General features: G+C 44.2%; 16 protein-coding genes. 7 read left to right on the top strand and 9 right to left on the bottom strand.

Going from position 1 to position 21,412, the window contains the following annotated elements; genetic code table 11:
* Positions 1–222: 222 nt before the first annotated feature.
* The 5 genes from ACI351_RS05160 to ACI351_RS05140 form a co-directional block, all read right to left on the bottom strand.
* Positions 223–441: a hypothetical protein gene (locus tag ACI351_RS05160; protein ID WP_439734176.1), complete on the bottom strand. Its 219-nt coding sequence runs from the start codon at positions 439–441 to the stop codon at positions 223–225.
* Positions 438–1,046 (bottom strand): phage/plasmid replication domain-containing protein, encoded by a 609-nt coding sequence (locus tag ACI351_RS05155; protein WP_439734175.1) that lies wholly within the window; start codon positions 1,044–1,046, stop codon positions 438–440. The genes ACI351_RS05160 and ACI351_RS05155 overlap by 4 nt, the downstream gene beginning before the upstream one ends.
* Positions 1,039–1,245, bottom strand: a complete 207-nt coding sequence (locus tag ACI351_RS05150; protein ID WP_439734174.1) for a hypothetical protein — start codon at positions 1,243–1,245, stop codon at positions 1,039–1,041. The genes ACI351_RS05155 and ACI351_RS05150 overlap by 8 nt, the downstream gene beginning before the upstream one ends.
* Before the next feature lie 735 nt (positions 1,246–1,980).
* Positions 1,981–8,901 carry an AIDA repeat-containing protein gene (locus tag ACI351_RS05145; RefSeq protein WP_439734173.1) on the bottom strand — a complete coding sequence of 2,307 codons (6,921 nt, stop codon included), beginning with the start codon at positions 8,899–8,901 and terminating at the stop codon, positions 1,981–1,983.
* 196 nt (positions 8,902–9,097) lie between these two features.
* Positions 9,098–10,456, bottom strand: coding sequence for an autotransporter strand-loop-strand O-heptosyltransferase (locus tag ACI351_RS05140; protein WP_439734172.1), 1,359 nt, complete (start codon positions 10,454–10,456; stop codon positions 9,098–9,100).
* 1,245 nt (positions 10,457–11,701) lie between these two features.
* On the opposite strand from ACI351_RS05140, the gene ACI351_RS05135 reads away from it, so the two are divergent.
* From ACI351_RS05135 to ACI351_RS05120, 4 genes are read left to right on the top strand one after another with little or no spacing between them, the layout of a single operon-like run.
* Positions 11,702–11,854 carry a hypothetical protein gene (locus ACI351_RS05135; protein WP_439734171.1) on the top strand — a complete coding sequence of 51 codons (153 nt, stop codon included), beginning with the start codon at positions 11,702–11,704 and terminating at the stop codon, positions 11,852–11,854.
* Between the two features lie 21 nt (positions 11,855–11,875).
* Positions 11,876–12,331 (top strand): hypothetical protein, encoded by a 456-nt coding sequence (locus tag ACI351_RS05130; RefSeq protein ID WP_439734170.1) that lies wholly within the window; start codon positions 11,876–11,878, stop codon positions 12,329–12,331.
* Positions 12,332–12,350: 19 nt separating this feature from the next.
* On the top strand, positions 12,351–12,923 hold the full coding sequence (locus tag ACI351_RS05125; protein ID WP_439734169.1) for a hypothetical protein: 573 nt from the start codon (positions 12,351–12,353) through the stop codon (positions 12,921–12,923).
* 16 nt (positions 12,924–12,939) lie between these two features.
* Positions 12,940–13,398 (top strand): hypothetical protein, encoded by a 459-nt coding sequence (locus ACI351_RS05120; RefSeq protein ID WP_439734168.1) that lies wholly within the window; start codon positions 12,940–12,942, stop codon positions 13,396–13,398.
* A 37-nt stretch (positions 13,399–13,435) separates the two neighbouring features.
* Here the strand turns inward: ACI351_RS05120 and ACI351_RS05115 are convergent, their stop codons facing one another.
* The 3 genes from ACI351_RS05115 to ACI351_RS05105 form a co-directional block, all read right to left on the bottom strand.
* The gene (locus tag ACI351_RS05115; protein ID WP_439734167.1) at positions 13,436–14,365 is read right to left on the bottom strand and encodes a helix-turn-helix transcriptional regulator; all 930 of its coding nucleotides are present in this window, start codon (positions 14,363–14,365) and stop codon (positions 13,436–13,438) included.
* Positions 14,366–14,367: 2 nt separating this feature from the next.
* Entirely contained in the window at positions 14,368–14,997 is a 630-nt protein-coding gene (locus ACI351_RS05110) for a hypothetical protein (protein WP_439734166.1), read from the bottom strand.
* A gap of 766 nt (positions 14,998–15,763) precedes the next feature.
* Complete coding sequence (locus tag ACI351_RS05105) at positions 15,764–17,005, bottom strand: methyltransferase RsmF C-terminal domain-like protein (protein ID WP_439734165.1); 1,242 nt, start codon at positions 17,003–17,005, stop codon at positions 15,764–15,766.
* Between the two features lie 169 nt (positions 17,006–17,174).
* On the opposite strand from ACI351_RS05105, the gene ACI351_RS05100 reads away from it, so the two are divergent.
* The 3 genes from ACI351_RS05100 to ACI351_RS05090 all read left to right on the top strand — a co-directional run bounded on the left by ACI351_RS05100 (position 17,175) and on the right by ACI351_RS05090 (position 20,714).
* Complete coding sequence (locus tag ACI351_RS05100; protein WP_439734164.1) at positions 17,175–18,359, top strand: hypothetical protein; 1,185 nt, start codon at positions 17,175–17,177, stop codon at positions 18,357–18,359.
* A gap of 199 nt (positions 18,360–18,558) precedes the next feature.
* Positions 18,559–19,599, top strand: a complete 1,041-nt coding sequence (locus ACI351_RS05095; protein WP_439734163.1) for an N-acetylneuraminate synthase family protein — start codon at positions 18,559–18,561, stop codon at positions 19,597–19,599.
* A complete protein-coding gene (locus ACI351_RS05090; protein ID WP_439734162.1) occupies positions 19,596–20,714 on the top strand; it encodes a UDP-N-acetylglucosamine 2-epimerase in 1,119 nt (372 codons plus the stop codon). The genes ACI351_RS05095 and ACI351_RS05090 overlap by 4 nt, the downstream gene beginning before the upstream one ends.
* On the opposite strand, the gene ACI351_RS05085 is transcribed toward ACI351_RS05090, so the two are convergent.
* Positions 20,699–21,412, bottom strand: a complete 714-nt coding sequence (locus ACI351_RS05085) for an acylneuraminate cytidylyltransferase family protein (protein WP_439734161.1) — start codon at positions 21,410–21,412, stop codon at positions 20,699–20,701. The genes ACI351_RS05090 and ACI351_RS05085 overlap by 16 nt on opposite strands.

The raw sequence follows: 21,412 nt of genomic DNA, 5'->3' as shown, positions 1-21,412 counted from the left end.
CGCGTTTGGGCGTTCTTAGATGCAAGCACAGTCACTAACCACTGACCGACCATTTAGAAAGCCGCTTTTAAGTAAGCGGCTTTTTTGTTGTCTAATTTTTTCCTCGCTCGTCGGTGTTTTTGGCTGATTTTTATCCATTTGGGTTTTAGAGTAGTTTATAAGGCCCGCAAAAAAGGCCCTGTTCGGGCCTTTTTCTCTGCTGGGCAAAATTGCAGGATCCGTTTAACCGTACCATACCTTTTCTTGCTCCTCAAAATTGACTTGGCCTTCAGCCAAATTCATCAGCTCCCGCAATGTCAAATTGCGCGGGTTTTTATATTCTAAAATATCCGCCACAATATGTGGGGACAAATAGCACAAATTTAAATACCGCGCGAAGTTGCGTTTATTCATTCCGCTTGCCTTTTCCCATTCGCGGGAAGTCCTGCCGCTTTCTATCATCTTCTTACACTGCCATGCGCGGGCAATTGGCAGCGGGGCTGATGAATATACTGTTGCATTTCTTTAGTTTTGTCATAAAACAGCAGTTCATACCCTGCCGAGTAAAATACAATTTTTTCTCCGCCATTTTGATACGCCATCCGTTGAACATCCATGTAATGCTGTATCGGCTTTGCACGGCTTAGCTCACTAAGTACAAATGGAACAGGAATGCGCCCCGTAAGTATATTTTTGCCGTATTCTAAGGCCCGTACGTCTGCATACCGCTCTATATTAGTGGGTGTAACTACTATCCCCATTTGAAGCAAAACGTCCGACAATTTCATACAACATGTCAGAAAGTCGTTGTCCGTCAGCTCCATTAAATTATTGCCATATACCAGCTTGGGTAAAGACACTTTCACAACCAGCACAGTAGTCAACTGTTTGGGATAATCAGCCATATATTTCCGAATTTCCACATGCGGATAATACCGTTGATGCCGCTTAAAATTATATATATGCTGATGAATACCGAAATACTGAGTGTTCTCCTTAAACAGAGAGGGCAACTGTACTTGATACGTCTTTGGATCCCACAAGAAGAGAGTAACCGCATCAATCATGGGTTCCCCCTTGCTCTTGGGCATTCCGAGCTTGTTCTATAGCATTTAACAGCTTGAAAAACTCTGTTAGTGCAAATTGGGCATCAGCTGCTTCTTGATCGGAAAAAGCCTGCCTGAAAACTTCTTCAAGCAATCTTTTAAATGAATGCTTGTTTTGCCGCTCTTGGGCATGACAATTTAGTGTAGTCATGCCTGCCATTATGAAAGTTACAAAATCATAGAGATTTTTACGCCAAGAACTATATTATCAACGAGAGTGTTCATAGAGTATTTCATAAACCGTCATAAAGCCGCAAAATTACCCTTTTGCGAGGGCTTTCTGAGTTTTAGATGGATTTATACTTACTCGAATCGATTCAGTCATTTTTGATACACTTAATGTGATTTGATAATAATTGTCTTTATAGGTTGCTGTTTCCGGACAGATACCCTTTTGTTGCTAAGTCTAAAGAATATCCAACTTCTGTTCACAGAAACCCATACTCTTGGTTGTTCCCACTCTTTTTTACGCTTTATAAAATTAACCAGCCAATAAACAATAATATTTTATCCGCAAACATTTATTGCACAGTACCGCTACCCAAGCATAGGTCTTTTGCAATGACTTATAGCACACCTTGGGGCGTTTCTTGTCTTTCCTAAAAACCGCTAGATAAGCAACCGCTTCAGCGCACAGGTATGAACTGCTTAAAATTGAATATGTAGCAGCTGAAAAATCCCCTGCCTTTTTAGAGTTTTACAATACCCATCTTCGTTCATAAGCCATCTGGCTTGTAAATCTACAATTTTCCAAACTACTTTTATGGGAATAAAGCAGCAAACAGTGGCATTGATTCTAACATCTTATACCCAATAGGGACGCAAAAGTCGCCTTGTATCCCATAAGAACAATTCCCCAAGTGATTCTTGGGGAATTGTTATAAACACATATTACTTACTTTTTACCATACGATTGATTTTCTATTTGCTCTAATAACGATGGCCGATTAGCACCGAATTTCTTGCTACTTGACTTCTTTATTTTTGTCCGTTTCTTAAAACCATTTTTACGGTTTCCGAGTTTTCTTTTTTTGGATACAGTTTTCACTTTTTTGTTGAAAAAAGAGTTTCCAAACGCATACCGAATACCCGCATACACGCCCCAACCTTTTACTTTTTCCCCAGCTTCGTAGCTGCCTAAGCTGTACCAGTACAAATTATCGGTTAACTGCATATTTAACCCGATATTGGCCTCTACCGTGCCGCCTTTTAAGCTGCTGGTTTCTTTGGCTCCGCCATAGCTGACGCCTCCTTCACCCAAAAACTCGTAACGGTAGGATAACTCCAACAACGGTTCTATTAATAATCCGTTGCTTCTAAGCGCGTTATACGAAAGCAGCACACCGGCTTTTGTATTTAAATAATTGGCACTGTCATACGACAGTTTTCCCACGCCGCTGGTTACTTCAGCCGAATCCGCCGAGGCCGCCATATAGGACACTTCCGCTTTGGGTTCTATACGGATAAACTTATTGCGTGCCGTTTGGTTGATAAAGCTTTTTCCAACCTCTGCGCTAAACGCAAGGACATTCCGTTCCGGCTCATATTTTAACGCTGTTCCGCTTGCGGAATAATTGGTCATATCCAATTTCGTCCAGAAGTTTCGCGCCGCTATATCTACAAACCACCGGTCATCGTTTACCAGAGTGGCGTATACCCCTACGCTGGGAGATACACCGTCCCCTTTGGCATAAGCGTTCTGATCCGTGGCGGTTTTAATATCGGTTGCTTGTACAAAGCCCAACATCACGCCCGCATACAATTTAGTGGGTTCATCGGCACGGAAAAGCCAATCATACCCTGCCTCGGCCCCAAACAAGTTCATATCGGTCTTGGCCAGATCTTTGACCGTCATATCTTTGTAATAGCTACGTACCCACACGCCTTGCTTGGCATCCGGGTTGTTCATAGCTCGCAAATCACCCATACGCTTTTGCAACGAGTTCATCCCCGTTTGGGCTATCATAGCGTTCATTACAGGAATATTGAGCATAGTTTTAAAGGTATCCGTTAATACACCGGTACTGCGTAAGTAATAATCAGAACCTTCTCCGGCCTGGGTACCTTGTTGCAATTTATAAATATAACCGCCCTCATCCCATTGACCACCGACTAAATCAAACGTACCATTGACCGAAGCAGACGAGCCGAACTCTACCAGTTTGATACCGTCCGCCGTCGTTTCTTTGGCCACGGGGGACGCTATGTTCGTTAACTTTAACAAGGCATTACCTTCATAAAAATCGCTGATGGACAGTTTATCTGCGGTCTGCTGATCCAAATCCACATTCATATTAAAGGCAGCGTTATAAGCGGTCAGATGCGGTATAGATAAGTTTGTCATACTTCCACTGTGAACAATGTTTACGGCTGCACCATTAGCAAGGATGGTATTGCCCGCTAACGTATTGTCTCCATACACATTTAACTGCCCGCCTTGGGCGTTCAAGCCACTCAGACTTCCGTTCTCATACAGATTAACCGTACCAGCATATATGGTCGTATCCACGGAGCTTCCACCGTTCAGGATATTTTGTGTACCACTTTGAATATCTGTACTGGAAGCCACACCGCCAGACGATATATTTTGGACACCGTTTTCATTAATGGAAGTATTGCTGGCAGTTCCCCCATCGAAAACATTCTGTGTACCGTTGTTAATATCCGTGTCGGAAGCTATGCCACCCGAGGATATGTTTTGTACACCACTGTTATTGATAACGGTGCTAATGGCTTCGCCGGATACGTCCTGTGTACCGCCGTTAATTTCTGTATTAGACGCTTTACCGCCTGCTAACACAGATTGACTGCCGCCTTCATTAACGACCGTATCTTGCGCTATGCCGCCGTTGGATACGGTTTGGGAGCCACCAGAATTAATCGTGGTATTGCTGGCTAGGCCGCCTAAGTAAACTTCCTGTTTGCCGCCTACATTCACGATCGTTTCACCAGCCCAACCGCCGGAAGAAACATGCTGACTGCCTGCATTAAGGATGGTATCAAACGCAGAACCGCTAAAGAGTATTGTTTGCAAGCCCCCTGCACTTACTACTACATCATGTGTAATCCCACCAGAAGATACCACCTCTCCACCACCAGAAGATACAATGTTATTGGTTACAATACCACCGTCAGCTACGGACTGAATACCGCCATCGGCAATAATGGTAGAATTGGCACTCCCGCCGGAAAATACGCTTTGGAAACCACCAGAGTTAAGCCACGTAACATCAGCAATACCACCGTCATAAATAAATTGAGAACCGCCGGAGTTGATGGTCGTATTACTGGCGAGTCCTCCGGAAGAAATAATCTGTGAACCTGCAGCATTAAGAGTGGTATCTTTTGCCACACCACCCGCAAAAATCATTTGTGAGCCTAAATTATTTACTGTAGTAGATACGGCGGATATCACTACATTTTGTTCACTGTTTTCGTTAACAACAAAATTGGTTGCAATTCCATTCTCTAACAGCATGGTTTTGCCATATTCGTTGATACCACTAATATACGTATTAGACACTGCCGCATGTTCTACCGTACCTCCGCTCAGTTGCGTTACTCCGTAAGCGCTGGTGCCGGAACGTACATGGAGTATCCCGCCCGAGCTAATCGTAGTGTCATACGCAAGACCGACATTGGGCCCGCCCGAAACATCATCCGGTTCTAAGCGCAACAACCCACCGGAAGAAATAATAGTGCCCGACGCAATACCACCGGATTTAACGGAAGCTTTTCCACCGTTATAAATAATCATTCCCGAAAGCACACCACCGCCCGAATGAGCTTTGGCTGACCCACCGGAATAAACCTTTGTACCACTGGCCAAACCACCGGACATCACATACTGGCTACCACCGGAGTTGACGATTGTATTTTCAGCATATCCGCCGGAAGATACCCATTGATAACCTTGATTATTCAAAATAGTTCCGCCAGCATAGCCACCGCTGGAAATATCTTGACGCCCATAAGAATTTACCACCGTATCAAACGCGGATCCGCTAAATAAAACTACTTGCGAACCGCCTTCGTTCACTACAACATCGTGTGTAACCCCACCGGAAGATACATATTCTGTACCGCCGGAAGATACAATATTATTAGTTACAATACCGCCGTCGGCAACGGATTGAGTACCACCCATCGCAATAATCGTAGAATTGGCACTCCCGCCGGAAAAAACGCTTTGAAAACCGCCGTTATTAAGCCACGTAACATCCGCTTTTCCACCATTAGAAATGAATTGTGATCCACCGGAATTGATGGTCGTATTACTAGCCAAACCGCCAGAGCTGATAGTTTGCCTGCCACCATTAATCGTGGTATCCCTTACAACTCCACCATTGCTAATGTATTGATTTCCACCCGAATTAATGGTAGTAGAGATCCCCACACCACCAGTTCTAATACCCTGCTCCCCCACCGCATTGATTGTGGTACTACTCGCCACACCACCAGAATAAATTCGTTGATATCCACCAGAATTAATGGTGGTATCGTTCGCTACCCCGCCCTGGGATATGTATTGAATACCCCACTCGTTAATCGAGGTATCGCTTGCTATACCGCCAGATAAAACAAATTGGTAAGCAGAACCATCAATTGTGGTAGATTCCGCTAATCCGCCGTCAGAAATGACTTGGCTGCCCAGTGCATTGACAACTGTACCGCTGGCCCAACCACCGGAAGAAATGGTTTGGTTCCCGTAAGAATTAACAACGGTATCAAATGTAGAGCCACTAAATAATACCACCTGCGACCCGCCGGAGTTTACCACTACATCATGTGTAACTCCACCGGAAGATACATATTCTGTACCGCCGGAAGATACAATGTTATTGGTTACAATACCGCCGTCAGCTACGGACTGGATACCGCCAGCGGCAATAATCGTGGAATTGGCACTTCCGCCGGAAAATACGCTTTGAAAACCACCACTATTAAGCCAAGTGGTATCGGCTATACCGCCATTAGAAATCAGTTGAGAACCACCTGAGTTAATCGTAGTAGAATTGGCAATACCACCCGAGGAAATAATCTGCATTCCTGCGGAATTGACGGTGGTCTGTCCGGCATATCCCCCACTGGAAATAATTTGCAAACCGCTGGAGTTAATAGTAGTATCTAACGCAGACCCACTAAATAAAATAGTTTGTGAACCGCCGGAATTAAGCACGGCTCCGCTTACCACCCCGCCAGAGGAAATTACTTGAGACCCCGCGCCTGAGATGATGTTATTGGTAACAATTCCTCCATAAGCAACTGTTTGGATGCCACCATCAGCAATGATGGTAGAATTGGCACTGCCGCCAAACCAAACAAATTGGCGTCCATTACTATTTAACCGTGTAACCTCTGCTCTGCCGCCATCGGCAACCTCTTGCCAACCATTTGCATTAATCGTAGTATTGCTTGCTATACCACCAGAAGAAATATGTTGCATATTTCCGTTAAGAATAAAATTATTCGCTACTCCATTTGATAACCAAAAACTCTCGCCGCGTTCATTGATACCACTGACGTAGGTGGAGGTATCTCCGCCATATACATCTGCAACAATTACACCACCGGAATTTTGCACCACATCATAGGATCTTCCTCCGGAAGATACGATTTGATACCCCCTTGAATTGAGTGTAGTATGACTTGCCACACCACCAGAGGAGATATATTGCTGTCCAATATCTGTAAGTACTGTATTATTCGCTATACCACCGGAAGAAATTGTCTGCGATGCCCAGTTGTTAATAATAAAATTACTGGCAACTCCATTAGACAACCCAAAACTTTCGCCGTGTTCGTTGATACCATTAACATAAGTTTGTGTATCATCTCCGCGCACATCTGCCAAAATTACACCACCCGAATTTTGTGTTACATCATAAGATTTTCCACCGGAAGATATAATTTGTGAGCCACCTGAATTTATTATGGTATGACTCGCGCTACCACCTGAATATACCGTTTGTGAACCATAATGATTAATAATAAAATTACTGGCAACCCCATTAGATAACCCAAAATTTTCGCCGTGTTCGTTGATACCATTAACATAAGTTTGGGTATCATCTCCGCGCACATCTGCCAAAATTACACCACCCGAATTTTGTGTTACATCATAAGATTTTCCACCGGAAGATATAATTTGTGAGCCACCTAAATTTATTATGGTATGACTCGCGCTACCACCTGAATATACCGTTTGTGCACCATAAGAATTAATAATAAAATTACTGGCAACCCCATTAGACAACCAAAAACTTTCACCACGTTCATTAGTCCCGCTTGCATAGGTCTGTGTATCGCCGCCAATAACTGGGGTTTCAATATTTCCACCTGAATTTTGCACTACATCATACGCCCTTCCGCCGGAAGATACAATCAATTCTCCTTCTGAATTTATGACTGTATGGCTGACGGTACCACCAGAATAGATTTGTTGCCAACCATCATAGAGAGTGGTATCATTCGCCACGCCGCCGTAAGCAACCTCCTGCCAACCTGCCGAACTTATCGTCGTATGATTTGCTACACCACCGGAAGAAATTGTCTGTGATCCCCAGTTAATAATAAAATTACTGGCAACTCCATTAGATAACCCAAAATTTTCGCCGTGTTCATTGATACCATTAACATAAGTTTGTGTATCATCTCCGCGCACATCTGCCAAAATTACACCACCCGAATTTTGTGTTACATCATAAGATTTTCCACCGGAAGATATAATTTGTGAGCCACCTGAATTTATTATGGTATGACTCGCGCTACCCCCCAGACCTAGCAACTGTCTACCATAATCGTAAAGAGTCGTATCTGTGGCTAGTCCTCCGGAAGAAACATTTTGCCAACCACCAGCGCGAAGAATAAAATTATTGGCGACTCCATTGGATAAGTAAAAACTCTCCCCGCGTTCATTCGTACCATTCACAAAGGTAGATGTATCTCCGCCCACTACTTCTACATTAATATTTCCGCCCGAATTTTGCACCACATCATAACTTTTCCCTCCAGATGTAACATATTGACTGCCGCTGGTATTAATAATAAATTTGCTCGCCACTCCGCTAGACAATCCAAAATTTTCACCATGTTCGTTGATGCCATTGACATGGGTGGACGTATCATTCCCTAGCACATAGACGTCAATATTACCACCCGAATTTTGAATTACATTATAGGATTTGGCCCCGTAATTAACGCTTTGTGTTCCACCTGAGTTGACAATGGTGTTACTTGCTACTCCATAGTAAATATTCCAATCACTACCTATGGTCCCTATACCGAAATCTTGCTTTCCACCTGCGTTTATGGTCGTATCAATGGCCATTCCGCCACCAGATATATACTGAGTACCACCTGAATTTATCGTAGTACTACTAGCCACACCGCCAGAAGAAATTTTTTGCCAACCACTTGAGTTAAGAATGAAATTACTCGCTACACCGTTAGATAATAAAAAGCTTTCGCCGCGTTCATTCGTACCATTCACAAAGGTAGATGTGTCTCCGCCCACTATTTCTACATTAATATTTCCACCCGAATTTTGAATTACATTGTATGATTTACCGCCAGACTGTACAGTGTGCCAACCACCTGAATTAATAATAAAATTACTTGCCACTCCATTAGATAATATAACGCTTTCTCCCCTCTCATTAGTACCATATATAACATGTGAATCATTCTGATTAACACTTGTATTAATATTCCAACCCGTATTTTGAGGGGTGTTATATATAATTCCGCCAGAAGATACCGTAATATCTGCCCCATACGCAGGGGTAGCCATATTGTTCATCAGCATGGCACCCATAGTAGCCGTATAAATGGCTTGCCGCCCGCCGTGGTATATGCGAGACATGACCCGCGCACCTAGCCCGTGGCTAGACACTAAACACGAACTTACTACCGCCGCACTGCAACTGGAACAATACTGCTGTTCTAATGCTTGCACAAGGGCACTGGAATAAATGTTTTCTTCTTGTTTACGGCAGTGGTGGTGGGACATTTTATTTCTCCTGTTTCTTTTCGTCTTTGGGGGCAATTAAATTATGATCTTTCATCAGTTGCTTAATGTGGCCGATTACTTGCTTACCCGTAATTAAGCGGGTGCACTCGTATTGGCGGTCGGTATCCTTGAATTTAGGACACCAAAAATAATCGTAATGGTCAAAGTTACAATTCACATCATCCCAACAACCGTTACAACCGTGCGAGTTAAACACACGGTACGGCGTATAAAATTCACAAATGGGAAGCGTAAAACCGCTGATAAGTACTATCGGCACGTGCGTACACCACGCAAGCCACGTAAGGCCGGAAGATAACCCGATAAAAAAGTCAGCGTGTTCTAATAGTTCAATGCGCTCTTGCAAGGGTTTAGTACCTGTAAAATCTTCGGCGTCGTGCGGCATACGGTTCCACGTATATTTAAAACCGGTCACAGGTTCTTTATCAATGCAAATGACGCGGTAACCCAAATCTTTGAGGTATGCCACTACTTGTTCCCAGCCGTAGCCGTTGTTCCAAAACTTGGCTTGCGAGCTGGACTTGGTGGCAATACATACGTAGCGTTCTTTAATTTTGCGTTTGCTGCCCAGTTTTACTTTGGGGGCTTCTTCGCGCGGATCCACACCTAGAATGTACCCGGCTGTGCGGTGTAAACCTACTTTGCGGAAATCTATGGGTTGGTGGGTATCGTTCCCTTTGAAAAATAAGCCTAACATATAGCTAGCATAGGGCTTCTCAAAGCGGATTTTGCCTGGCAAGTGGGTGAAGAACAAATTAGGGTATTGCCCTTCAAATACCGTAGCTAAATTATCCGCCATGGTGATTTCGGCCGCACATTGATGTTTTTGCTGGAAGCGGTCCGCATACGTCATCCACCCGATAATATCACCTAAAGTACCTACGGGGAATTTAATTTGTACTTCCTTGCCTTTAAGGTCTAAGGTGTGGTTTAAAATGGGTTCTTTTTCCCCGCGTATCCATACACGGATACGAAACGGAATATAGTATTTCTTCGTACTAAGCACCCACCCTTCATCCGCATCACAGGCAAAAATAATGTTATCCGTTTCGTCATCTTCAATTTGCACGTGCCATTTGCCTTTAGGCAGCAACACACGGGCCCCGTCATTAAAGTCATAACGTATGCCCAGAGGCCCTTCTTGGGTAGGAACGGCGGGCACCGCCACGATAAACGGATTGTCGGCTTTGTGGGAGGACGTATTGACAGAAGCGGTAACATCCACGGGGTTATTGGTGCCGGAATTAGCGGCGACAATGCCCGAAGCAGTGCTTACGGCCTCCTGCGGGTTAGATTTAGAATCTGAGTTGGGCGTATTACTAGAGTTAGTTTGCGGCATAAAGCTCCTTTTTATAAAAGAAACTAATGCAGTCAGTGGGCAAACACAAGCGGGGGAGAGAACTCAATCAGGCAAGGTAAGAAAACAGCGTGTAAACAAAAAACGGCTGCCCAATTTGAGCCAAGTAGACGGGACCCAAATATAAACAGCCGCGGCTTTCTGCCATATAGAATGGCAGAAAACACTCAGCACGGAATAAACGGGTAATTAGGCCGTTTATTTCGTGCTTAAAACGACTGCTTTTGGAGTCTACTTGTTCTGGCGTAATCTCGTCAGTCCACCATATTCTGCATATGGTTCCAAAAAACAGATTAAAATTGTATATAAGCCACGTTTAAGGCTTATTAAAAACAACTCCTTCTATACACTTTGGTATACGATATTGTACCAATAAACCATTAATTCTGTAAATACAGCCTGTTCCGGATAACTATGACACCGACATAGCAGCCTTTACATTACCTCGTGGTAGGGTTCGGCAAACGGGTAATACGGGTTTGGATCCGCCCTGTATTTATCATCCAAATCTTCCAGTACGGCCAGCCACATAGCTAATTCATCAGCTACGGCCAAACGCAGTTCAGTTCTATTACGCGAAACTATGGACGACCATCTTCTAAAGCACCTTTTTTAAGGTGCTTTTTTCGTCTAAGAATTAAAGTTTTCCCGTCGGAGAATACCTGTTTTTCTTATCTGTTACGGTCTCAGAGTTCTTTTTTCTCCGTCGTAAACTGCAATTTTTCCCGCGTTTTCTCTGAGCTCCAAATTTGCAGGATCCAACTTACCGCTCGGGCCACACCAGATAGTGATTCGAATCTATGTCCACATCATTTGCTTTTAAACTTTTTTACCTGTTCCAAACTAAAAAGTGGATTTGGTACAAAATCCAAGGTCTGTCTTAAATACCTGCTGTTTGGGAGAAAAAAGGTTATAATATAAGAGTTGCAGTAAATACAATTTGTTTTCAGGCTTGTTTTTGGCGTTATGCGTCTGGCATAGCCCCGCCGGAATACTCCGGCGAGCTGAGAAACGGAAACGAAGCCGTCTTTTAGCACGCCCCCTTACGGGAGCGTGCTGGCGGCATATCGTTTTGGGTCGGTTCTCAGCTACCCGGAAAGATTGCCGCTTTTTTCTTGCCTAGTTTATCTTACCAATCAAAAGCGACAAACGTTTGTCGGAAATGTTTTTTAACATTTACTTGATGTATAGGCCCATTGTAAGGCTAAATAACAATAAGGAGGCCATATGTTTTTCTTCTCTAATTCAGAAAAATCAGAAGAATTTTCTGCACGCTATAAACGGGAAACAGAATCTCTTTCCCGTGCCGACCAGTACGCAGAAAAACGCTTAAAAAATCAAATTAAAGAATGCCAACGGGAAATTCAAGATTGGCAATAAAATAAAAAATAGGAGAGATATATGGTACTTGAAGAATTTTTTGACGGACGCAGCCCCCAATATGCAAAACGTATTGAATATTTAATGGAAAGCCGACTGATGTCCCAAGGTTTTAAATGCTTTGAACCTTGTGTAGATGACGACGGAACAGATTGTGTGATAAAAACCCCCTCTGGTCAATTTTTTGAAATTCAAATCAAGGCCCGCAAAGGAGAACCCGGTAAAAAAGGGATAGGCCGTTTTGAGGTAAAAAACCCCAAACTGAGGCATAATTATTATTATCTGTTTTATGCCGAAACCCAAGATATTATGTGGTTGTTCTCCTCGGAACAATACTTGAAAGCCTGCTCGCACCATAAATCCGGCAAAAATATGAACAAAACCTGGGTAATTTTACTTAATGATAGTGGCTCTCCCGTAGAAAAATACAAAGAATTTGAAGTAAAAAGAGAGGATTTTAAAGAAATATTTAAATAAAATTTAAAAGAGGGCAAATATGAGTAAACACAAAAACACCCAAACTCTTGGACTTTTTGGAACTTATGCCGTATTGATGAAACTAACAGAACTGGGATGGACAGCTATTGCCACTCCCGGCAACTCCAAAAATACCGATATTATTGCTTACAAAGAAACAGGAAAACAAACTATTTGTAAACGAATTGAGGTCAAAACAACGAGTAATAATTTTATGTGGCCCAAGAAAAAAAGCAAATCCCCTTATGGGAAACATACTTTTTGGGCTGTTGGAAAGATTCAAGAACGTAATTTAACAGATATCATTTATTGTTTTGTATCTATTCAAAAAATTGATCCTGAACAAATTCAAAACCGCAACCATAAAGAAGCCCTGTATTATAAACATCAAGATGGATCTTGGAATGAAATTTTATTTCATCTTACTTCAGGCCTTGAAGTACAGAAATATCTTAAAGCCGCCGACAATATTCGTAAAAAATACAAGAGGCATTCTCCAAACGAGTATTTCCGCATAGGAATTCCTTGCGGAAAAGGAACCAATGCTCCCCAAAACAAATTATGTGGAAATTGGGAAATACTAGATAAATAAAATACATCCAATAATTATGAATAACACTTATAAGAGTTCCTCCCATGAACACCAAGCTGCAGAAGCCGAAATAAAACATCATTTTATGCAAACAAATCATCTTATTGCAGAACCCCCCATGTTTCCAACTCCATTCCCCGCGAAATTTGACGGAACTTATAAAAATTCTGCCGGCGAATGGATTTTTATAGAAATATACGCTCATCAAGGTCCTTTGAAAAGTGCCCAGCGCCAGAAAGTATGCACAGACATTTTAAAACTCGTTACAGCCGAACAATTACTCACAGAACCCATCCAAAAATATGTTTTATTTGGCTGCGCAGAAGCGATGAAATCCTTTCAAAATAATTCTTGGTACACACAATCAGTAGATAAATGGAAGATAAAACTAGAAGTGGGAATATTGTCCGAAGGAACCAAACTTCGGTTAAAAGCGGCCCAAGAACGGCAAAAAATGGTCAATGTTGCTGATTAAAAAACCAATACGCTCATGTAAAAAGAATGCGGAGTTTTTAACTCCGCATTCTTTTTTCGGCTTGTTTCAAAATTTCACCTATCATTTGCTTAAAATCTTCCGGTTCCACAAGCGTAATATGTTCCAGCCAGCTGAGCACCGTCGGGATAATCTCGCGGTAATTGGATACACTCGTTTCCACCAAAATATCCCCGTTTTTCTGCTTTTTGAGTATCTTTTGCAATGGGAAATAAGCCTTTTTCTCAAAATACGGAGCAAACTCCGCCGGCACCCAAAAAGTTACTTTTTTATCCCGTTTTTCCCCAAACCAGATATTTTGGCTCTCTTGCAGTATTTTTTGGATATTTTTAGTGGGTTTGAATGATTTATCCGTATTAACGGCGTCCAAAATGCGGTCTAAACGGAATTTCCGCACCTGTTTATAGGCATTGATACCCAGCAAGTACCAGAACCCGTCGTAATTCATTATTTTCAAAGGTTTTAAATCATAGGTCAGCTTGCGGGTTGGATCGGCCGCCAAAGACATTAAAACTTCGGTATGCGTACGGATTCCCTTCTCCAATACGCGCGTGATTTTGGTTTCCTCGTATTTATTGCCCGTTGGCATTTTGATATAGAACGGGGATTCTTCCGGCGCATTTAATACTTTTTGGCGGAGCGACGCCAACGTATCTTGGAAAGGTTTGCCTAGTGGGGAAATCACATCCTGCATAACGAGTAAAAGGGACGCTTCGGCCTCCGTCAAATTCATTTTTTTAAGAGAAAACCCCTCTATAAACTTATATACCCCCGGGGCCGCTTTATAAATAGGAAATCCCCCCGCGTCAATATCATTGATATCCCGCTGGATAGTGCGCTCGGTAACGTCCAGTTCCCGCGCTTCGCGCTGCACTTGGATTTTCCCCGAGTCCAAGATATTAAGCAGATACAACAAACGGTTTAATTTTTTGAGGTTTTTCGGTTGCATAATTATTTTTGTATTTCTTCTAAACTTTGTAAATGCATACGCAAGGCTTCCATAAAAGAATCTCTAAGTTTTAAAATATTTTCTGATTGTTTCCAAGTATTTCGGAAATCTTGATACATAGCTTGCCTATTTTTATTAGAATCATCATCTATTCTAAATATTTTTGCAGAGGTTAGTTGATCCGCACAAACAGAACGTATCTGCATACATTGCTCATAAAGTGGGCGATCAATGAAAGCCGCATTTTTGATAATTATCTTCGACGCATTTTCATATGCCTTTACGGCGTCTTCATATCTCCGAATAATCATTTTTCGCATTTCTTCCTTATCCTCTGGCAAATAATCTCCCGGAGGAAATAGGAAATAAGAAGTTTCTGTCATATTAACCAACGCACTTGCAAGTTCCCTATAAATGGAGAAAGCCAAATCAAATCGTTGGTTCCCAATATATACTTTCTTACCAAGTTCAGCTTTATATTTTTCCAACTCCTCTGACAGTCGGTGAGCATATTGTTTAGACAGTTTATCAGCAAGAATCCCGCTATACCACTTTACTAGAAACCAAACTATCGCTCCACCACCACCTAGACTAACTATAACAGCAGCCGCTGTATTCCAAATTAAATTCATTCTTGCCCCTCCCAATCATTAGTACTTACTGTATAATATAAAATTTAGTTTATGAACTTGTCTCTAATAAAATAATCATATCCAAATTATAAAGCGCGCTCTTGCCAGATATTACCGGAATTTCTTTTTATTCAACTGTTCGGGGTTTCCGAACAGTTTCCTCTTGATACTGTCCATCCGCTTAAAAAATATTTGCCAAGAATTTATTAGTTCACAACTGTTACTCAAAAAACAATAAGATTTCCTTGTTAATTCCCTGTTTTGAAGTTTAGGGAATTAGCGGTAGAGCATATTAATTAGCCAATACAAATACAACATCATTAATTAGAAAAATCCATAAATATATCAAAAATACTACTTTTTACCCTGTTTCTTGCCTGATAAACAGGGAATTACAAACACTGGTCTTACAGCGGCCACTAGTCCCGACTCGGGCCCCGACCATTTAGAAAACAGTTTTTGGCATCGGCTGAAAACTGTTTTTTATTTGTTTTAGAGAAGAGCACACCAACTGCTTGGTGTGCGTGCGGGATTTGAAAGACGCAGCGATGTTTTTGTTTGCGCGCCAATAATGGGTTTCCCCCGCACGCAAGGCAAAAACCGCGAGTCCGGCCTGAAGGCAATTTTCGTCAGAAAATTGACCGCAAGGGAATCCCGCCGCCCCGACCATTTAGAAGGCCGCTTTTTAAGAAGCGGCTTTTTTGTCTTATATCGTCAAAATTTCTCCAAGAAAACTGCGGATACGGTTTGAATCCCTTGCGTTTTTCTACAAACGGCGAATCGCCCAAGGTTTGGGGTAGAGGTTATTGGCGCGGTCACCCAAGTTTTTTACAAAGCCGAGAGGGTGGCCTTGATACGTTACCAGCACGAATCCGCGCGGCGTGGCGGCGGGCAATACAAGCGCTTCTCTGTGTAAATAGCGCAAGGCGTCTTCTTTAGACAGTTCCGATCGCGGAAAATCCGTTTCCCGCACAGACAACGACAGCGCCTGCGCCACGGACGGGATTTGTTCCCTCCCCTTGGTTTGAGGCAGGGGAAGGCCGTCGTAAAGTAAATGCAAAAACGGGTACTTTTTCAGCTGCTCCCGCAAAAAGGACGGCCGCGTAGAAAAAGCATTGGTTTGCCCCCGTTTGCGCAGAAGAGCCATAAACAGTCCCTCACTGCGCGTCGTACCCGGGATAAAACGATACACAGGCTGATGATAATCCGCAAGCAAACTGCCGGCAATCTTCCATTCGGGCAACACAGGCACAGACAAAATCTCCGCCCCCAGTTCTTCGGCAATCCAGCGGACGTTTTCCTCGTTTTCGTATGTATTAAACGTGCACGTACTGTAAATGAGTAACCCGCCGTCTTTTAGGCACGGCCAAATAGCGCGCAAAATCTGACGCTGACGCTGCGCGCAAAAACGCACATTTTGCGGGCTCCACTCCTTGACAGCAGCCGGATCCCGCCGAAAAAGTCCTTCGCCCGAACACGGCACGTCCGCCAAAATCACATCAAATATCAGGTTTGTTTTGGCAAAGTCTTTTGGCGCATTATGCGTAACCAATACACCGGAGTGTCCTTGTTTTAAGATGTTTTCCAACAGAATATGGGCGCGGCGGAGGTCTATCTCGTTGCTAACCAGCATAGATCCATCCGGCAGGGCAGCGCGCATCAGGGTGGATTTTCCCCCTGGGGCGGCACATAAATCCAGCGCACTGACCGGAGCCGTAACCGCTTGCTGCAAAACATAGTCCAAAAACAGCGAAGCCGCTTCCTGCACATAGTACACCCCTGCGTGAAAGAGCGGATCAGCGGTAAAATGCGGACGTTCTTTAAGCCAAAAGCCCTGCCGGCACCACGGTATCGGTTCCGACTGCGGAAAGGGATTGGCGGAGGTTTTCCACGGATTTAACCGCACGCTGACGGGCGTTTCGTGCGAAAAAGACTGCATAAAATGCTCCCAGCGGCCGGTGCCAAACAAGTTGGAGGTATAAGCAGTAAATTCTTGCGGTAAAATCATAAGATACTTTATTATACGAAATTCCCGCTTCCCCCCGCAGGCAGCAAAAGCGGCGCACCTTAAGCGGAAAATAACTAAAACCCTGCCGCCGCTGACAGCCAAAACGCCGGTCATGGCATCTAAAATATTTGATATAATGGCTGAAATACTTGCAGGAGGATAACCGGTTATGAAAAAACTGTTTACTATTCTTGTATTTATATCCATATTATATATGCCTGCTGTTGCGGAAATTGCTTTGCGTATGGACGGAGACGAGATCGTTCTTTCCGCCGACAGCGACTGCGAAATACAACAATTTATTCAAGCTACCGAAAAAATAGACAACAATCTACCCTCGGAAATTACTGCTGACCCGCACGATACTTTTTCCACAGATGAAGTAACTCAAAAAATAATCCCTAATATGCCGTTTATCAGTTCCGCTGCGTTTGCAAGAGTATCCGACAGCAGTATAACAAACGCCGATTTACCGGATGAATTTGACGAAATAAAATTAGACATCATACGTGATGTGAAAGCCGTTAATTGGAAAACAGGCTACAATATTACCGCAAGGGATTTAACTTTTTGGAACAGACTGGCTTTTGTATGCGGCAGAGTAACCAAATCTATGCCTATACCTTCTGTTGCTACCATAGGCATTCCTTCAAGTTTAATATCAGACGAAGAAGTGCATACTGTAACAGATGCTTCCGTACAGAAACTTGCCAAAACCGTACAATACTCCATAATGGATAGTAAGCTCAAAACGGAAGTACGCTATACGCCGGAAGGGTTGTATTTTGCCATTCTTACCAAAAATCCTTTTTTACTTTTAACTATTGACGACGATATTTATGCAACTTTAGAACAAACCGAAATGCAAATTCTTACCCAATACGGCCGGACGAAAGACGACCGCTTGCTCGGTATCCTGTTTCAAAATATGCATAAATTTTTTGATCTAAGGCATCAATTTGAAAATATAAATCCGCGCTTGAGAAGCGAAACAAATGCGTTGTTAAGAATGTCTCATTTCGGGGCGGGTGATGCGTGGAGTACCTATAAATTACTTGCGGACCATACCATCATAATGAGCAGTCTCCTTGATCAACATATTTTAAATGAAGACTATGAAGAAAATACTTTCCTCGCCTTAAAGAAGTTATTTATGCAGATCGGAGATGATGTAAAAAAACACCACCTGCAGGAACACGCGATTAGAAAAGATCCCGCTAATACGGAAATGGTTCAAAGAGTGGATAACGAATATAAGCATAAACAACACCTTAAAGAAAATGCCTTACGGGAACTAGAAAATACAGATAATACTGATAAAGAATTACTGCTTCGCGCTTATAAAAAAGACTAACCAAGCGATGTATTTTCAACATAGAATTAAACAAAAAATCCCTTTCGGTATATACTATACACCGAAAGGGATTTTTGTACCATTTGATTGTTTTATACCACCAACTCAGACAGACAATTCCAACAGTCACAAACCGCCCTTTCCCCTCGCCAAGTGCCAAATTGCTGCCTATGCCCAAATAAGGTAAAATAAATTTACTATGCCGCCTAAATACATTCAACTGGGAACACGCAAAATAGGCCCCGATTTTCCGCCGCTCGTCATCGCGGAAATGGGGATCAATCACAACGGTTCGCTTGAAGCGGCCAAACAAATTGCCTTAGCGGCCAAGCGAGCAGGAGCCGAAATCATCAAACACCAAACCCATATTCCCGAAGAAGAAATGAGTAAAGAGGCCAAACTCGCCGTTCCGGGTAATTCTCCGCATTCAATTTGGGATATTATGTGCCGCTGTGCACTTGGTGAAGAGGACGAACGGGAATTAAAAGAATATATCGAGTCGCTCGGCGTATTATTTTTATCTACGCCGTTTTCGTTTGCCGCGGTAGATCGGCTGGAAAGATTCGGCGTGACCGCATATAAGATCGGCTCGGGCGAAATGAACAATTTTCCGTTGGTGGAATACGTCGCCCGCACCCAAAAACCTATTTTTCTGTCTACAGGAATGAACGATCTTGATGAGGTAAAACGCGCCGTGGAAGTTATTACCAGACACCACACGCAATTTGTACTGCTCCACACCACCAACCTCTATCCTACGCCGCCTAATCTAATCCGGCTGGGAGCGCTTGAAGACCTTAAACGCGCATTTCCCGATGAAATTATCGGTCTGTCGGATCATTCAGTCAACAATTTGGCTTGTCTGGCGGCAACGGCTTTGGGCGCCAGCGTACTGGAACGCCACTTTACCGACAGCAAAACCCGCACAGGTGAAGATATTTGCTGTTCGATGGACCCCAAGGAACTGGCGGACTTAATCGCCCAAAGCGCTGAAATCGCCCGTATGCGCGGCGGACGTAAGGAACCTGCACGCGAAGAAAAAATTACGCAAAACTTTGCGTTCTCGTCAGTTGTGGCGGCGAGGGATATTGCTCCTGGGCAAACACTTACCGCCCAAGACCTGACCACCAAACGACCCGCCGGAGGAATTGAAGCAGCCCGGCTGCCGCAACTGGTGGGCAAACGCGCCAAAACAGCCGTTTCAAAAGGTGAAAGAATCCTCTGGAGCGACGTGGAATGAAAAAATTTAGATTGGCCTTTATTACCAGCTGCCGCTCCGATTGGGCCAAAATCAGGCCCTACGTCGCCTTTTTTGTCCAAAGAGAATATCCTGTTTTTATTTTTTCCGCCGCGAAACAAACGGAAAAATCCCCCAAAAATGCTTTTACCGCACCGGACGAATTTCCGAGGGTTTCGTGGCAGCAAGACATAGCGGACGCTTCTCTTTCGCAAACGGAATACGTCGCCCGTCTGACCGGAAAAATAGGCCGTTTTTTAGAAGAAAACCGCGTGGAATTTTTATTTGTACACGGGGACCGGCCCGAAGCGTTGGCCGCCGCCGCAGCGGGGGCGCTAAGCAATATACCCGTTTGCCAAATTGAAGCGGGGGACGTCAGCGGGAACATCGACGAGTCCATCCGCCACGCCATTACAAAACTCTCCCACCGTTTCTTGGCGGACGACGAAGAAGCCCAAAAACTCGTGCTGCAGCTGGGAGAAGATCCCCGCTCCGTATTTGTTACCGGCGCAAGCGCCATTACGCTGCTGCCGCCGGAGGACGTCCGCCAAGCGGTATTAAAAAAATACAACTGCCGCACGCCTTACGCCATGGTTCTGTACCATCCGGAAACGCGGTTTTCCCCCGCCGAACAATACGACAGGGCGCGCATACTGGTGGAGGAGTTAAACAAAATTCCCCTTTCTTATTTGGTGATTTCCCCGAACCAAGACCGCGGATACGAAGAAGTTCTCCGCGCGTATAAACTGTTTTCCCCCGAAAAAGCCCGTTTTTTTCCGTCGCTGCCGTGTGAAGAGTATTTGAGTTTGCTCAGTTACGCCGTGTGTTTGGTGGGCAACAGCTCCAGCGGTTTTAAAGACGCGCCGTTTTTGGGAACAATAACCGTCAACGTGGGCGAACGTCAATATGACCGCGGACGCGGACGGAATTTTTCGTCCGTCCTGCAAGCTCCTACAGGAAAAGAAACCGCCCGACTTATCCGCCCCCTTATACAAAGCGAACCGCGCCGCCGGACGCCCGAACAAAACACCCACGCGCTGACCGCCGTGTTCGAACGGATTTTTACCGACGACTTTTTCCAGCCGCCGCTGCAAAAACATTTTTATTTTCCGGATTGAACTTGCGCGTTAAGCAGTTCTTCGCACACTTTAAAATCGGCGGGAGTATCAATATCCCGCGCGTGATTTTCGGGCAGAACCACCGCGCTTTGCGGCGCATTTAATACACAGTGCGGCGTAAGGAAGGAATTTCTCCACACATATACGGCGCCGTCCACCCGAAACAAGAGCGGTTTTTGCTGGCGGGGGAGATCCGCACAGTCCGCCGCCAGCGAGTGCGTCAGCAGCGCGCCGTTTTTTTTCTTTCCCAGCACAAGCAGTCCCGCCCGCAAATCCACAGGCGACACACTCGCCAGCGAAGCAGTATTATCCCGAACAATTTGCTTAAGCGCGCGGGAAATATCGCTTGCGGTGCGAAGCGGAGACGTGGGCTGCAGAAGCACCAAATAATCAAACTTCCGGCCGGATTTTTCAAGCCGTTGTTTGACGTCCAAAATAACGCCGAGCATTTTGGCTTCATCCGTCGCCAACCGCTTGGGACGAGGCAAGACCTCCACGCCATACCGTGCGGCACAATGCGCAACGGCGGGGTCGTCCGTCGAGCAGTACACGCCGTCCAGCAAAGAACACGCGCGCGCGGCCTCAAACGTCCACGATACCAACGGTTTTCCCGCGCACAAACGTCTGTTCTTACCTTTCACGCCTTTTGAGCCGGCGCGCGCCGGAACAATGGCCGCAAAGCTTTTTCCCTTATACAT

Origin of the sequence: Candidatus Avelusimicrobium sp. (genome assembly GCF_051874775.1) — a bacterium.
Classification (GTDB): Bacteria; Elusimicrobiota; Elusimicrobia; order Elusimicrobiales; family Elusimicrobiaceae; genus Avelusimicrobium.
This window is presented reverse-complemented; position numbering and strand designations above follow the sequence as displayed.

Coding starts and splice junctions, on each gene's coding strand:
- ACI351_RS05160 (WP_439734176.1), bottom strand. CDS start 441: ATGATAGAAAGCGGCAGGACTTCCCGCGAATGGGAAAAGGCAAGCGGA.
- ACI351_RS05110 (WP_439734166.1), bottom strand. CDS start 14,997: ATGAATTTAATTTGGAATACAGCGGCTGCTGTTATAGTTAGTCTAGGT.
- ACI351_RS05100 (WP_439734164.1), top strand. CDS start 17,175: ATGAAAAAACTGTTTACTATTCTTGTATTTATATCCATATTATATATG.
- ACI351_RS05155 (WP_439734175.1), bottom strand. CDS start 1,046: ATGATTGATGCGGTTACTCTCTTCTTGTGGGATCCAAAGACGTATCAA.
- ACI351_RS05125 (WP_439734169.1), top strand. CDS start 12,351: ATGAGTAAACACAAAAACACCCAAACTCTTGGACTTTTTGGAACTTAT.
- ACI351_RS05095 (WP_439734163.1), top strand. CDS start 18,559: ATGCCGCCTAAATACATTCAACTGGGAACACGCAAAATAGGCCCCGAT.
- ACI351_RS05085 (WP_439734161.1), bottom strand. CDS start 21,412: ATGTATAAGGGAAAAAGCTTTGCGGCCATTGTTCCGGCGCGCGCCGGC.
- ACI351_RS05120 (WP_439734168.1), top strand. CDS start 12,940: ATGAATAACACTTATAAGAGTTCCTCCCATGAACACCAAGCTGCAGAA.
- ACI351_RS05105 (WP_439734165.1), bottom strand. CDS start 17,005: ATGATTTTACCGCAAGAATTTACTGCTTATACCTCCAACTTGTTTGGC.
- ACI351_RS05135 (WP_439734171.1), top strand. CDS start 11,702: ATGTTTTTCTTCTCTAATTCAGAAAAATCAGAAGAATTTTCTGCACGC.
- ACI351_RS05130 (WP_439734170.1), top strand. CDS start 11,876: ATGGTACTTGAAGAATTTTTTGACGGACGCAGCCCCCAATATGCAAAA.
- ACI351_RS05150 (WP_439734174.1), bottom strand. CDS start 1,245: ATGGCAGGCATGACTACACTAAATTGTCATGCCCAAGAGCGGCAAAAC.
- ACI351_RS05115 (WP_439734167.1), bottom strand. CDS start 14,365: ATGCAACCGAAAAACCTCAAAAAATTAAACCGTTTGTTGTATCTGCTT.
- ACI351_RS05090 (WP_439734162.1), top strand. CDS start 19,596: ATGAAAAAATTTAGATTGGCCTTTATTACCAGCTGCCGCTCCGATTGG.
- ACI351_RS05140 (WP_439734172.1), bottom strand. CDS start 10,456: ATGCCGCAAACTAACTCTAGTAATACGCCCAACTCAGATTCTAAATCT.
- ACI351_RS05145 (WP_439734173.1), bottom strand. CDS start 8,901: ATGGGTGCCATGCTGATGAACAATATGGCTACCCCTGCGTATGGGGCA.